Origin of the sequence: Bradyrhizobium sp. Pha-3 (assembly GCF_042258615.1) — a bacterium.
Taxonomy (GTDB): Bacteria; Pseudomonadota; Alphaproteobacteria; order Rhizobiales; family Xanthobacteraceae; genus Bradyrhizobium.
This window is the reverse complement of sequence record NZ_CP170152.1, coordinates 1,222,223-1,235,943: the sequence shown is the minus strand read 5'-3', so window position 1 is coordinate 1,235,943 and position 13,721 is coordinate 1,222,223. Positions and strand designations below refer to the sequence as shown.

Here is a 13,721-nt window from a genome sequence, read left to right as displayed (position 1 = left end):
TGGCCTGACAGCGCCGGTCGAAGGTTGAGCTTGCCGCGAAAAAGGATTACCAAAGCTCCATCTTTTCCGCTCGCGTCCGGCTGAACCGGGCGTTCCGCCGTAAAACCCACGTGGGACACCTCCCGCGGGGCCGGCAGCAGCTTTTAGAGGAGACACAGCATGGCAATCCGCGTCGCGATCAACGGGTTTGGGCGTATCGGCCGCAATGTGTTGCGCGCCATCGCCGAGTCCGGCCGCAAGGACATCGAGGTGGTCGGCATCAACGACCTCGGCCCGGTCGAGACCAACGCGCACCTGCTGCGCTTCGATTCCGTGCACGGCCGCTTTCCCGGCACCGTGACCGTCGACGGCGACTCGATCAGCGTCGGCGACAACAAGATCAAGGTCTCGGCCGAGCGCGATCCCTCCAAGCTGCCGTGGAAGGCCCTCGGCGTCGACATCGCGCTGGAATGCACCGGCATCTTCACCGCCAAGGACAAGGCCTCCGCGCACCTCACCGCCGGCGCCAAGCGCGTGCTGGTCTCGGCCCCGGCCGATGGCGCGGACGCCACCATCGTCTACGGCGTCAACCATGACACGCTGAACAAGGATCAGCTCGTCGTCTCCAACGGCTCCTGCACCACCAACTGCCTCGCGCCGGTTGCCAAGGTGTTGAACGAGACCGTCGGCATCGAGACCGGCTTCATGACCACGATCCACGCCTATACCGGCGACCAGCCGACGCTCGACACCCTGCACAAGGATCTCTATCGCGGCCGCGCCGCGGCGATGTCGATGATCCCGACCTCGACCGGTGCGGCGAAAGCCATCGGCCTGGTGCTGCCGGAACTGAAGGGCAAGCTCGACGGCGTCTCGATCCGCGTGCCGACCCCGAACGTCTCGGTGATCGATCTGAAGATCGTCGCCAAGCGCGCCACCGACGCCAAGGAAATCAACGAGGCGATGAAGCGCGCCTCCGAGCAGCAGCTCAAGGGCATTCTGGGCTTTACCACCGCGCCGAACGTGTCGATCGACTTCAACCACGATCCGCACTCGGCCACCTTCCACATGGACCAGACCAAGGTGCAGAACGGCACGCTGGTGCGTGTGATGGCCTGGTACGACAATGAGTGGGGCTTCTCGAACCGCATGGCCGACACTGCCGTTGCGATCGGCAAGCTGATCTGAAAATAGACCACCGTGATGCCCGGCCCAGCGCCGGGCATCTGCGTGTTTGCCCCCGCATTCGCGACCTTGACGGCCGCGACATCGGCAAGCGAAAGCGACGCCGTCCGCCGGACGGCTGTGTCAGGTCGCACAGGAAACGCCGCACAGGAAACGCCCATGACCAAATCGTTCCGCACCCTCGACGACGTCAACGTGACGGGCAAGCGCGTGCTGCTGCGCGTCGACCTCAACGTCCCCATGGAAGGCGGCCGCGTCACCGACGCCACACGGCTCGAGCGCGTTGCTCCTACCATCACCGAAATCTCCGACAAGGGCGGCAAGGTGATCCTGCTCGCCCATTTCGGCCGGCCCAAGGGACGCGATCCCAAGGAGTCGCTGAAGCCGGTCGCCGAAGCATTGTCCAAGGTGATCAAGCGCCCGGTCGCCTTCGCCGAGGATTGCATCGGCGAGCCTGCCGCCAACGCGGTTGCGGCCCTCAAGGACGGCGACATCCTCTGTCTCGAGAACACCCGCTTCCACAAGGAAGAGGAAAAGAACGACGCCGGCTTCGTCGCGGAGCTCGCCAAGCTCGGCGACATCTGGGTCAACGACGCCTTCTCCGCCGCGCATCGCGCCCACGCCTCGACCGAAGGCCTCGGCCACAAGCTGCCGGCCTATGCCGGCCGCACCATGCAGGCCGAGCTCGACGCGCTCGGCAAGGCACTGGAAGCCCCGACCAAGCCTGTGATCGCGATCATCGGCGGCGCCAAGGTCTCGACCAAGATCGACCTCCTGGAAAACCTCGTGAACAAGGTCGACGCGCTGGTGATCGGCGGCGGCATGGCCAACACCTTCCTGCACGCGCAGGGCGTCGCCGTCGGCAAGTCGCTCGCCGAAAAGGACCTCGCCCCGACCGCGCTGCGGATCATGGAGAAGGCCAATGCGGCCAATTGCGCGATCATCCTGCCGGTTGACGCGGTCGTCGCCAACCAGTTTGCCGCCAACGCGCCGTCGCATGCCTATGGCCTCGACGCGATCCCGGCCGACGGCATGATCCTCGACGTCGGCCCGCAATCGATCGCGCGCATCCATGCCGCGATCGACGATGCCGCGACGCTGGTCTGGAACGGGCCGCTCGGCGCCTTCGAGCTGACGCCGTTCGACCGCGGTACGGTGGTGTCGGCCAAGCATGCCGCCGAGCGCACCAGGGCCAAAAAGCTGATCTCGGTCGCCGGCGGCGGCGACACCGTCGCGGCGCTCAACCAGGCGGGCGTGGCCGGCGATTTTTCCTACGTCTCGACCGCGGGCGGCGCGTTTCTTGAATGGATGGAAGGCAAGCCGCTGCCGGGCGTCGAAGTTTTGAAGAAGGGTTGATTTAGGTCACATCCGCGAACGCGCATTACAGGGAGAAATAGAATGGCTCGCATCACGTTGCGGCAACTGCTCGATCACGCGGCCGAGCACGATTACGGCGTACCTGCCTTCAACATCAACAACATGGAGCAGGCACTGGCGATCATGGCCGCGGCCTCCGAGGTCGACGCGCCCGTCATCATCCAGGCCTCGCGCGGTGCGCGGTCCTACGCCAACGACGTCATGCTCAAGCACATGATGGACGCCGTCACCGAGATCTATCCGCAGATCCCGGTCTGCGTGCATCTCGACCACGGCAACGAGCCGGCCACCTGCATGACCGCGATCCAGGCCGGCTTCACCTCCGTCATGATGGACGGCTCGCTGAAGGCCGACGGCAAGACCCCCGGCGACTGGGACTACAATGTCGGCGTCACCCGGACCGTGACCGGCATGGCCCATCTCGGCGGCATCTCGGTGGAGGGCGAGCTCGGCGTGCTCGGCTCGCTCGAGACCGGCATGGGCGACAAGGAAGACGGCCACGGCGCCGAGGGCAAGCTGTCGCATGACCAGCTGCTGACCAATCCGGACGAGGCCGTGAAGTTCGTCAAGGAGACCAAGGTCGACGCGCTGGCGATCGCGATGGGCACCTCGCACGGCGCCTACAAGTTCACCCGCAAGCCCGACGGCGACATCCTCGCCATGAACGTGATCGAGGAGATTCATCGCAAGCTGCCGAACACGCATCTCGTGATGCACGGCTCCTCGTCGGTGCCGCAGGAGCTGCAGGAGATCATCAACGCCAATGGCGGCAAGATGAAGCCGACCTGGGGCGTGCCGGTCGCCGAGATCCAGCGCGGCATCAAGAACGGCGTGCGCAAGATCAACATCGACACCGACAATCGGATGGCGATGACCGGCCAGATCCGCAAGGTGCTGAAGGACAATCCGGAAGAGTTCGATCCGCGCAAATACCTGAAACCCGCGATGGAGGCGATGACCAAGCTGTGCAAGCAGCGCCTGCAGGAATTCAACACCGCAGGGCAGGCCAGCAAGATCAAGAAGGTGCTGACGACGGCGGAAATGGCCAAGCGCTACGCCGCGGGCGCGCTCGACCCCAAGGTCGCCTGACAACTTCTCGCCTGAATCATTAAGGCGGGACACCGGCTCCGACGCAGTCGGAAACGGTGTCCCGGGGCTTGATCGCCGGCTGCGACAAACATCGGCCGCGACCAACGTTTTCTAGGCATTTGCCCGAGAACCGCCTATTTTGGTTTGCAAAGGCAATGGCTCCGGAGGACGCCCCCGATGAACCTCGCTGACCTCAACAAAATTGCACTCGCCATGGTCACCCCGGGCAAGGGCATCCTCGCCGCCGACGAATCCTCCGGCACCATCAAGAAGCGCTTCGACGCCATCAAGGTCGATTCGACCGAAGACAGTCGCCGCGACTATCGCGAGATGCTGTTCCGCTCGCAGGAGGCGATGAGCAAGTACATCTCCGGCGTCATCCTCTACGACGAGACGATCTGGCAGAATGCCAAGGACGGCACGCCGCTGGTCAAGCTGATCGAGCAGGCCGGCAGCATTCCCGGCATCAAGGTCGACGAAGGCACCCAGGCGCTGCCGAACTGCCCGGGCGAACTGGTCACCGTCGGCCTCGACAAGCTCGCCGAGCGCCTGAAGAAATATTACGAGCGCGGCGCGCGCTTTGCGAAATGGCGCGCCGTGATCGATATCGGGCCGCGAATCCCGACCCAGACCGCGGTCCGCGTCAACGCCCACGCGCTGGCGCGCTATGCCGCGCTGTGCCAGGCCGCGCAGATCGTCCCGATCGTCGAGCCCGAGGTGCTGATGGACGGCGATCACGACATCGACCGCTGCTATGAGGTGACGCAGCGCGTGCTGAACCGCACCTTCCAGGAATTGCGGGTGCAGCGGGTCGCGCTGGAAGGCATGATCCTGAAGCCCAACATGGCGATCTCGGGCAAGAAGTGCCCGAAGCAGGCGTCGGTGCAGGAAGTCGCCGAGAAGACCATCCGCCTGCTCAAGAGCTGCGTGCCCGCCGCGGTGCCGGGCATCGCCTTCCTCTCCGGCGGACAGAGCGACGAGGAAGCGACCGCGCATCTCGACGCCATGAACAAGATCGGCCATTTGCCCTGGCGGCTGACCTTCTCCTATGGCCGTGCGCTGCAGGCCGCGCCGCAGAAGGCGTGGTCCGGTAAACCCGACAACGTCCCGGCGGGCCAGCGCGCCTTCTCGCATCGCGCCCAGATGAACGGGCTCGCGAGCACCGGAAATTGGGAAGCCGGCCTCGAGAAACAGGCGGCATAGTTGGCCACCAAGCCCGTTCCGCCGCGGCCGGCGCCGCGCCTTTATCTGGCAACCCCGCGGGTCGACGAGCCGTCGCAGCTTGCGGCCGAGCTTGCCGACCTGCTTGCCGCGGCCGACGTCGCGGCGGTTCTGGTGCGGCTGCGCGAGACCGATCCGCGCAGCATGATCTCCACCATCAAGGCGCTGGCGCCTGCGATCCAGAACGCGGGCGCGGCCCTGCTGATCGACGGCCATCCCGACATCGTGGCCCGCGCCGGCGCCGACGGCGCGCACCTGACCGGCCTCGCCGCGATGGAAGAGGCGATGCCCTCGCTGAAGCCCGACCGCATCGCAGGCGTCGGCGGGCTCGCGACGCGCCATGATTCCATGGCCGCGGGCGAAGCCGGTGCCGATTATGTGCTGTTCGGCGAGCCCGACGCCAACGGACAGCGGCCCTCGCTTGAGGCGATCGCCGAGCGGCTGGAATGGTGGGACGAATTGTTCGAGCCGCCCTGCGTCGGCTTTGCGACCTCGCGCGAGGAAGCCGAGGCGTTCGCCGCGGCCGGTGCCGATTTCGTGCTGGTGGGCGACTTCATCTGGTCCGATCCGCGCGGCGCCAAGGCCGCACTCGCCGAGATCGGCGCAGCGATTGCAGAGGCGCATGCCGGCACATTCGGCACCAAGGCCGAGGGATGACGCCGGAATGAACCGTCTGCGTCCGATAGGTGTTGCGCTCGGCTGCACGATGCTGGCGAGCGGCGCGATGGCGCAGCTCTCGATCACGCCGCCGGCACAGACGCCGCCCCCCGCGAAGAAGGAGGCACCGAAAGAGAAGCCGAAGGTGCATGCGCCCGCCGCGAAGAAGCCCGCGCCGAAGCCTGCCGCCACGCCAACGGCCACCCCGACGCCCTCCCCGACCCCGACGCCGGACGATCCCAATGTCGACCTCGTCTACGGCGCCTATCAGCGCGGCATGTACAAGACCGCGTTCGACCTGGCGATGGTGCGCGCCCAGAACAACAACGATGCCAAGGCCATGACGATGCTGGGCGAGCTCTATGCCAACGGGCTCGGCGTCAAGCGCGACTACGTCAAGGCGGACGACTGGTACAAGCGTGCATCCGATGCCGGCGACCGCGAGGCGATGTTCGCGCTCGCGATGATGCGGATCGCGGGCCGTGGCGGCGCGGTGGACAAGGATTCCGCGGTCAAGCTGCTGGCCTCGTCGGCCAAGCTCGGCGAACCGAAGGCGGCCTATAACCTCGCGCTGCTCTATCTCGACGGCCAGACCCTGCCGCAGGACCTCAAGCGCTCCGCCGAGCTGTTGCGGATGGCCGCGGACGCCGGCAGTCCCGAGGCGCAATACGCGCTCGCGACCTTCTACAAGGAAGGCACCGGCGTGCCGAAGGACCTCGAGAAGGCGGCCCGGCTGCTGCAGGCCGCCTCGCTGGCGGACAATGTCGATGCCGAGGTCGAGTATGCCATCGCGCTCTACAACGGCGCCGGCACGCCGCGGAACGTGCCGGCGGCCGTGGCGCTGCTGCGCAAGGCGGCCCGGCAGAACAGCGCGATCGCGCAAAACCGCCTCGCCCATGTGCTGGCGACCGGCGCCGGTGCCCCGGTCGACAAGGTGGAGGCGCTGAAATGGCACACGGTCGCCAAGACCGCCGGCAAGGGCGACCCCGATCTCGACGACATCCTCGCCGATATGAGCCCGGAAGACCGCGCCAAGGGCGAGGCAGCCGCGCGGAAATGGATCGGAAACAACGTCAAATGACGCCTTGACGGCGCCACTTCCAGAGGGCACCCAGTCCGGCAATCCAAAGGCAGTTCCCTCTCACCCCGTCATCCTGAGGTGCGAGCAAAGCGAGCCTCGAAGGATGCACGGCCCGGCTGGTGGCCGTTCATCCTTCGAGACGCGCGTTCCGCGCTCCTCAGGATGACGGGACGACGCTTGGCCGGCCCTCCAGCACAATCGCAAAGAAAACGTTCATCATGCTCTACTCCGCTCTCATCAATGTCATGGTCAAGGCCGCGCGCCGCGCCGGCCGCAGCCTCAAGCGCGACCTCGGCGAGATCGAACATCTCCAGGTGTCGCTGAAGGGGCCGGCGAACTTCGTCTCGCTCGCCGACAAGCGCGCCGAGGAGATGCTCTACACCGACCTCGAAAAGGCCCGGCCCGGCTACGGCTTCCTCGGCGAGGAAGGCGGCAAGCGCGAAGGCTCGGACAAGAGCCACACCTGGATCGTCGATCCCCTGGACGGCACCACCAATTTCCTGCACGGCATCCCGCAATTCGCGATCTCGATCGGGCTTCAGCGCGAAGACACGATCATCGCGGGCGTGATCTACAATCCCGCCAATGACGAGCTCTACATCGCCGAGCGCGGCAAGGGCGCGTTCCTCAACGACCAGCGGCTACGCGTCGCCGGCCGCCGCCAGCTCAACGAATGCGTGGTCGCCTGCGGCCTGCCGCATATCGGCCGCGGCAGCCACCAGCTGGCGCTGCAGGAGATGGCCGCGCTGCAGAGCAAGGTCGCGGGCTTCCGCCGCTTCGGCGCCGCCTCGCTCGACCTCGCCTTCGTCGCCGCCGGCCGGCTCGACGGCTATTGGGAGCGCAATCTGCAGTCCTGGGACGTCGCGGCCGGCCTCTTGATGGTCCGCGAAGCCGGCGGCACCGTCTCCGGCATCCAGGGCAGTGACGACCCGCTGCAGACCGGCCACGTCGTCTGCGGCAACGAGTTCGTGCACGGCGAGCTGATCAAGATCCTGAAGCCGCTCGGGCAGTAACGCGACGGCGCGATCTAATCGTCGTCGTCATCCTCGTCGTCTTCGCCGTCACGAAATTCACCGCCGAGCGTCAGGCCCTCGATGGTGGTGGCGCCCTTCGCCTTGATCACCCGGCGCAGCGGGACCGAGCTCTCGCTGCGCAGCGCCTCCATCAGATGTTCCGAATGGGTGACGATCCAGATGTCGGCGCGACGCGACGCCCTGGCGATCAGCCTCGCCAATGGCGCCAGCAGCGACGGATGCAGGCTGGTCTCGGGTTCGTTCAGCGCGATGAACGGCGGCAGCCGGTAGCCCATGAACACGGCGAGCAGGCAGATATATTTCAGCGTGCCGTCGGATAGTTCGTGCGCCTTGAACGGACGCGGTACGTCCGCCTGCTGCAGCTCGAATTCGCACCGCCCGTTTTCCGCCCATGCCCGGAGCTCGGCGCCCGGGAACGCATCCTCGATCGCATCCTGCAGGTCGACCGCATCCTGCCTGATCGCGCTGAGCGTTGCCAAAGCGGCAGCCAGATCGCTGCCATCGGCGCTCAGCGAGGGCGTCGTGATCGCCAGACAAGGCTTGCGGATCGGCGACGCCGGATCGGTGCGAAAATCGTGATAGAAGCGCCAGCTCTGCAGCGCGTTTCGGATCAGGTCGATCTCGGGGCACGCTCTGCCGTCGAGGAAATCCGCGAGCGCGGTTTCCGACGGCAGCACCGCATCCTTGTGCTCACTCCAGGCGCCGCTCTCGCCGCGGACGCTGACATGTGAATTGGTCCGCTCCATCATCAGAACTTTTCGCTTGCCGTGGATCGCCTCGATGCGTTCGGACTTGATCATCGGCTCGCCGGGAAATGCCGCCTCGAGCGGGCCCGGATGTCCGAGCTCGATCGCGTATTTGACGTGATCGGATTTGACCTCCAACCGCAGCCGTGCATCCTCGTCCCGCCTGCGAAGCCCGGACCAGCAGACCGAATTCAATCCACCTTCATCGGCGATCGTGCGCGTGATCCGGCCGGTCGCCGCGTCGCGCAGCAGCGACAGGGACTTGTAGAGATTGGATTTGCCGACGCCGTTCTCGCCGACGAAGACCGACAGCGGTTGAATGGGCATGGAGAGCCGCCGAATGGAGCGATAATTCGAGATCGCAATATCGGTCGGCCGCATCACATGCCCTCAATCCCCGGGTTGCCTCCACGCTCCCCGTTCAATCCAGAGATGCAATCTGGATTGGTCGGCTTACGAAAGCAAGGCGCCACCGATCTCGGACATCAGTGGCCGCCCGTTACCGGCGCAGGCGGGCCGTAGACTTCCGGCTTCTCGACCTTCTCGCGGTCGCCCGCCAGCACGCGCTGCACGCTGACGAAGAACACCGGCACCAAGAGCAGCGCGAGGATCACCACGGCGATCATGCCGCCCATCACCGACGTGCCGAGCGCCTGCTGGCTAGCGCCGCCGGCGCCGGTCGCGATCGCCATCGGCAACACGCCGCAGACGAAGGCGAGACCGGTCATCAGGATCGGGCGGAATCTGAGGCTGCACGCCACGATGATCGCGTCGACCAGCGGCTTGCCCTGCGCGCGCAAATCCTTGGCGAACTCGATGATCAGGATCGCGTCCTTGGCGGCAAGACCGATGATGGTGATCAGGCCGACGGTGAAATAGACGTCGTTCGAGAGCCCGCGCATCGTCGCCGCCACCACGGCGCCGAGAATGCCGAGCGGAATCGTGAGCAGCACCGCGAGCGGAATGGTCCAGCTTTCATAGAGCGCGGCCAGCAGCAGGAACACCACCAGCACCGACAGCGCGAGCAGGAACGGCGCCTGCGAGCCCGACAGCTTCTCCTGCAGCGACTGGCCGGTCCACTCGTAGCCGAAGCCGCGCGGCAGCTTGTCGGCGAGCCGCTCCATCTCCGCGATCGCATCGCCCGAGGTGAAGCCGGGCTTCGCCTCACCGGAGATGCGCACTGCCGGATAGTAGTTGAAGCCCGCGATTTGCGTCGGCCCCTTCGACCATTCGATGGTGGCGAAGGCCGAGAACGGCACCAGCTGGCCGCGGCTGTTCTTCACATTGTAATTCAGGATGTCGTCCGCGTTCATGCGGCTGGTCTTGTCGGCCTGCACGATGACGCGCTGCATCCGCCCGCGGTTCGGGAAGTCGTTGATGTAGTTCGAGCCGAGGTTGGTCGAGATCGTATTGTTGATGTCCTCGAAGGTGAGGCCGAACGCGCCCGCCTTCTCGCGGTCGATCATCAGATTGACCTGCGGCGCCGGCGGCAGACCTTCGACATAGACCTTCTGCAACACGGGACTGGCATTGGCTTCCGCGATCAGGCGGTCGGACGCGGCGATCAGCGCCACATAGCCCTTCTGGCCGCGGTCCTGCAGGCGGAACGAGAAGCCCGAGGAGTTGCCGAGGTTGTCGATCGGCGGCGGCTGCAGCGCCGAGATCCTGGCATCGCGGATCGTCGACGACAGGTCGCGGTTGATGTCGGCGACGATGGCGGCAGCGGAATCCTTCGCGCCGCGCTCCGACCAGTCCTTCAGCGTGATGAAGGCCTGCGCGGTGTTCATGCCCTGGCCGAGGAAGCTGAAGCCGGTGAGGAACGTGACGTTCTCGATGCCGGCGCGATTCTTCAGGTACTTCTCGACCTGCTCGACCGCAGCTTCGGTCCGCGCATAGGACGACTCCGACGGCGTCTGCACGTCGGTCGTGATGAAGCCCTGGTCGTCGACCGGCAGGAAGCCGCCGGGCAGCCGCACGAAGCCGTAGGCGACGCCCGCGAACAGCACGAGATAGATCAGCATCAGGCGACCGGTGCGCTTCAGCCCGGCTTGCACCGTGCTGACATAGCCGGCACGGCTGCGGTCGAGCACGCGATTGAAGGCGCCGAACACGCCCTTGCGGGCATGGCCGTGGCCCTTCTCGACCGGCTTGAGCAAGGTCGCGCACAGCGCCGGCGTCAGCGACAGCGCGAGCAGCGCCGAGAACGCGATCGCCGCCACCATGGTGACCGAGAACTGGCGGTAGATGATGCCGACCGAGCCGGGGAAGAACGCCATCGGCACGAACACCGCCATCAGCACCAGCGTGATGCCGATGATGGCGCCGGTGATCTGCGACATCGCCTTCTTGGTGGCTTCCTTCGGCGGCAGGCCCTCCTCGGCCATGATGCGCTCGACGTTCTCGACCACGACGATGGCGTCGTCGACCAGGATGCCGACCGCCAGCACCATGCCGAACATGGTGAGCATGTTGATCGAGAAGCCCGCGATCATCAGCGTGGCGCAGGCGCCGAGCAGCGCCACCGGAACCACGATGGTCGGAATGATGGTGTAGCGGATGTTCTGCAGAAATAAGAACATCACGATGAACACCAGCACCACGGCCTCGACCAGCGTCATCAGGACCTTTTCGATCGAGGCCTTCACGACGGGCGTGATGTTGTAGGGGATCTCGTAGGAAATATTGGCCGGGAAGAAGCGCGACAGCTCCTTCATCTTGGCTTCGACCGCGCTCGCGGTCGCCAGCGCATTGCCCTTCGGCGACAGCAGCACCGAGAGGCCGGCAGTCGGCTTGCCGTCGAGGCGGGTGTTGAACTGGTAGCTGAGGCCGCCGATCTCGATCCGCGCGACGTCGCGCAGGCGGACGGTCGAGCCGTCGGCATTGGCGCGCAGGATGATGGCGCCGAACTCGTCGGGCGAGGAGAGCTGGCCCTTCACCAGGACCTGCGCGGAGATCTTCTGCGTGTCGGTGCTCGGTTCGGCGCCGATGCTGCCGGAGGCGACCTGGGCGTTCTGCGCCGTGATCGCCTTGTTGACGTCGTCGGCGGACAGGCCGTAGCCGACCAGCTTGGCCGGATCGATCCAGATACGCAAGCTGCGCTCGGTCGAATACAGCGTGGCGCGGCCGACGCCGGGAATGCGGCGCACCTCGCCCAGCACGTTGCGGATCATGAAGTCGCCGAGGCCCACTTCATCCAGCGAGCCGTCGGTCGAGTTCAGCGTGATGATTTGCAGCACGGCGGACGAGGCTTCCTCGACCAGGATGCCCTGCTGGATCACGGCGCGCGGCAACCGCGCCTCGACACGCTTGAGGCGGTTCTGCACCTCGACCGAGGCCTGGCTGGTGTCGGTGCCCGGCTTGAAGTTGGCGATGATCTCGACCTGGCCGAGCGAGTCGGAGGTCGATTCGAAGTTCAGGATGTTGGCGGCGCCGTTGAGCTCCTCCTCGATCAGCCGCGTGACGCTGTTGTAGAGGTTTTCAGGCGACGCGCCGGGATAGCTCGTCGAAATCGAGATCGAGGGCGGCGCGATGATCGGGTACTGCGCGACCGCGAGCAGCGGAATCGAGATCGCGCCGACCAGACAGATGAACAGCGCGACGACCCAGGCGAAGATCGGCCTGTCGATGAAGAAGGCGGGCATATCGGATCACTTCACCGCGTGCGCGGTCTGCTGCGAATCCGGTGCCGCAGCAGCGTCGATGTCATGCCAGGCCAGCGGCCGTACCTTGTCGCCGGCGGCGAATTTCTGGAAACCCTCGACGACGACCTTGTCGCCGGCCTTGAGGCCTTCGGTCACGAACCAGGAACCGCCCTGCAGCGAGCCGGTGCGCACCGGCTGCACCGCGACGTGATTGTCGTCCTTGACGACGAACACCTCGCTGCCGCCGCCGCCATTGCGCTGGATCGCCTGCTGCGGCACCGCGATCGCATCGGTGTCGATGCCCTGCTCGATCTGCACGCGGACATACATGCCCGGCAGCAGGACGCGCTTCGGATTCGGGAACTCACCGCGCAGGGTAACCTGCCCGGTATGGGCGTCGACCTTGGCGTCGGAGAACAGCAGCTTGCCCGGCACCGGATAGATCGAGCCGTCGTCGAGCACGAGACGCACCTTCATCGCGTCGGACTCGATGCGGTCGAGATCGCCGTTCTCGAAGGCGCGGCGGAGCTGGTTCATCTCGGTGACCGACTGCTGGAAGTCGGCATAGATCGGATCGAGCTGCTGGATGGTCGCAAGGCTCGTGGCGTCGTTCTGCACGACGAGCGCGCCTTCGCTGACCAGCGCTGCACCAATGGTGCCGTCGATCGGCGCACGAATGGTGGCGTAGTCCAGATTGAGCTTGGCACGCGCGACGTCGGCCTCGCGGCCCTGCACGTCGGCTTCGGCCTGCTTCAGGTTGGCGATCGCCTTCTCGTTCTCGGCCTCCGAGGTCGCGCGCTGGTTGGTGAGGGTGGCGATGCGGCGCGCCTGCAGCGAGGTCTGTTCGAGTACGGCCCTGGCGCGTGCCAGCGCCGCCTCGGTCGACTGCAATTCGACTTCGAACGGGCGCGGATCGATCTGATACAGGGGATCACCGACCTTCACCTCGCTGCCCTGGTGGAACATGCGGTTGACGACGATGCCCGAGACGCGCGGGCGCACCTCGGAGACGCGGGTCGGCGCGATGCGGCCCGGCAGCTCGCGCACCATCGCACGCGCCTGCTGTTTCACGGTGACGACACTGACGTCCGGCTCGGGTGCTTGTACGGCGGCGGTTGCGGAATTTGGCTCGTCGCAGCCAGCAAGCAGTGGCGCCGCCACGGCCAGCATCAGAGCAATGCATGCCGATTGCGCGCGAAGTCCAGACATTGAGATGATCGCCCCTGAGAGGTTTGAACAAACGAACGGCGGTGTCACGGCGACAGCGCTCGCGTTACTGGGGTGAAAATAGAATCTGGTTGCTGCGACGCAATGCGTTTTTCGGCGGCTCATTGTCACAGAACGCTATCACCCTGATTTCGCGGCATGTTTTGTCGGGTCACTGCATTGTGAGCGGGTTCCATCACAGGCTGTGGGAATGCGTTAAGGACTGCGTGAGCGGGAACAGGTCATTTGCCTGCGCAGGAATGCCGCACCTCGCACCATCATGCAGCGATCGGCCCGAATCACGACGCATCGCGCATGCCTCCCCCAAGGCAGGGTGCAAACCGACCTCGTCTCGCGATCTGCGCGTGGGACCGAGGCCTGCGTGAACGTTGATACGGAGACCGGCCGCGAAGCTGCGCAAAGCGGCAACACTTTGCCAGTTCTCAACCCAAGGTTCTGCCATCCGCCTTTGGATTCGGCTTTCCTCACTCCGCCGCTGTGCCAT

Annotated in this window: 10 protein-coding genes; 7 read left to right on the top strand and 3 right to left on the bottom strand. The window is 65.7% G+C overall.

The genetic code is table 11. The features are described 5' to 3' along the window. The first annotated feature begins 159 nt into the window (after window positions 1-159). From gap to ACE10Z_RS05740, 7 genes are all read left to right on the top strand, one after another. On the top strand, window positions 160-1,167 hold the full coding sequence (gene gap / locus ACE10Z_RS05770; RefSeq protein WP_173638784.1) for a type I glyceraldehyde-3-phosphate dehydrogenase: 1,008 nt from the start codon (window positions 160-162) through the stop codon (window positions 1,165-1,167). Window positions 1,168-1,323: 156 nt separating this feature from the next. Beyond that, window positions 1,324-2,520, top strand: coding sequence for a phosphoglycerate kinase (locus tag ACE10Z_RS05765; protein WP_375787077.1), 1,197 nt, complete (start codon window positions 1,324-1,326; stop codon window positions 2,518-2,520). Window positions 2,521-2,562: 42 nt separating this feature from the next. Further along, on the top strand, window positions 2,563-3,630 hold the full coding sequence (gene fba / locus ACE10Z_RS05760) for a class II fructose-bisphosphate aldolase (RefSeq protein WP_097673655.1): 1,068 nt from the start codon (window positions 2,563-2,565) through the stop codon (window positions 3,628-3,630). A gap of 177 nt (window positions 3,631-3,807) precedes the next feature. Beyond that, window positions 3,808-4,833 carry a class I fructose-bisphosphate aldolase gene (locus tag ACE10Z_RS05755; RefSeq protein WP_375787076.1) on the top strand — a complete coding sequence of 342 codons (1,026 nt, stop codon included), beginning with the start codon at window positions 3,808-3,810 and terminating at the stop codon, window positions 4,831-4,833. After that, window positions 4,834-5,508: a thiamine phosphate synthase gene (locus tag ACE10Z_RS05750; protein WP_375787075.1), complete on the top strand. Its 675-nt coding sequence runs from the start codon at window positions 4,834-4,836 to the stop codon at window positions 5,506-5,508. A 7-nt stretch (window positions 5,509-5,515) separates the two neighbouring features. Next, complete coding sequence (locus ACE10Z_RS05745; protein WP_375787074.1) at window positions 5,516-6,589, top strand: tetratricopeptide repeat protein; 1,074 nt, start codon at window positions 5,516-5,518, stop codon at window positions 6,587-6,589. Window positions 6,590-6,807: 218 nt separating this feature from the next. Then, window positions 6,808-7,602, top strand: coding sequence for an inositol monophosphatase family protein (locus ACE10Z_RS05740; RefSeq protein WP_375787073.1), 795 nt, complete (start codon window positions 6,808-6,810; stop codon window positions 7,600-7,602). Between the two features lie 14 nt (window positions 7,603-7,616). On the opposite strand, the gene ACE10Z_RS05735 is transcribed toward ACE10Z_RS05740, so the two are convergent. The 3 genes from ACE10Z_RS05735 to ACE10Z_RS05725 form a co-directional block, all read right to left on the bottom strand. Beyond that, window positions 7,617-8,750 (bottom strand): AAA family ATPase, encoded by a 1,134-nt coding sequence (locus ACE10Z_RS05735; protein ID WP_375787072.1) that lies wholly within the window; start codon window positions 8,748-8,750, stop codon window positions 7,617-7,619. Window positions 8,751-8,854: 104 nt separating this feature from the next. Beyond that, window positions 8,855-12,010 carry a multidrug efflux RND transporter permease subunit gene (locus ACE10Z_RS05730; protein WP_375787071.1) on the bottom strand — a complete coding sequence of 1,052 codons (3,156 nt, stop codon included), beginning with the start codon at window positions 12,008-12,010 and terminating at the stop codon, window positions 8,855-8,857. A 6-nt stretch (window positions 12,011-12,016) separates the two neighbouring features. Further along, window positions 12,017-13,219: an efflux RND transporter periplasmic adaptor subunit gene (locus ACE10Z_RS05725; protein WP_375787070.1), complete on the bottom strand. Its 1,203-nt coding sequence runs from the start codon at window positions 13,217-13,219 to the stop codon at window positions 12,017-12,019. Window positions 13,220-13,721: the final 502 nt, after the last annotated feature.

What these genes read in the sequence shown, in the direction of transcription:
- gap (WP_173638784.1), top strand. Translation starts at nt 160, where the DNA reads ATGGCAATCCGCGTCGCGATCAACGGGTTTGGGCGTATCGGCCGCAAT.
- ACE10Z_RS05765 (WP_375787077.1), top strand. Translation starts at nt 1,324, where the DNA reads ATGACCAAATCGTTCCGCACCCTCGACGACGTCAACGTGACGGGCAAG.
- fba (WP_097673655.1), top strand. Translation starts at nt 2,563, where the DNA reads ATGGCTCGCATCACGTTGCGGCAACTGCTCGATCACGCGGCCGAGCAC.
- ACE10Z_RS05755 (WP_375787076.1), top strand. Translation starts at nt 3,808, where the DNA reads ATGAACCTCGCTGACCTCAACAAAATTGCACTCGCCATGGTCACCCCG.
- ACE10Z_RS05745 (WP_375787074.1), top strand. Translation starts at nt 5,516, where the DNA reads ATGAACCGTCTGCGTCCGATAGGTGTTGCGCTCGGCTGCACGATGCTG.
- ACE10Z_RS05740 (WP_375787073.1), top strand. Translation starts at nt 6,808, where the DNA reads ATGCTCTACTCCGCTCTCATCAATGTCATGGTCAAGGCCGCGCGCCGC.
- ACE10Z_RS05735 (WP_375787072.1), bottom strand. Translation starts at nt 8,750, where the DNA reads ATGCGGCCGACCGATATTGCGATCTCGAATTATCGCTCCATTCGGCGG.
- ACE10Z_RS05730 (WP_375787071.1), bottom strand. Translation starts at nt 12,010, where the DNA reads ATGCCCGCCTTCTTCATCGACAGGCCGATCTTCGCCTGGGTCGTCGCG.
- ACE10Z_RS05725 (WP_375787070.1), bottom strand. Translation starts at nt 13,219, where the DNA reads ATGTCTGGACTTCGCGCGCAATCGGCATGCATTGCTCTGATGCTGGCC.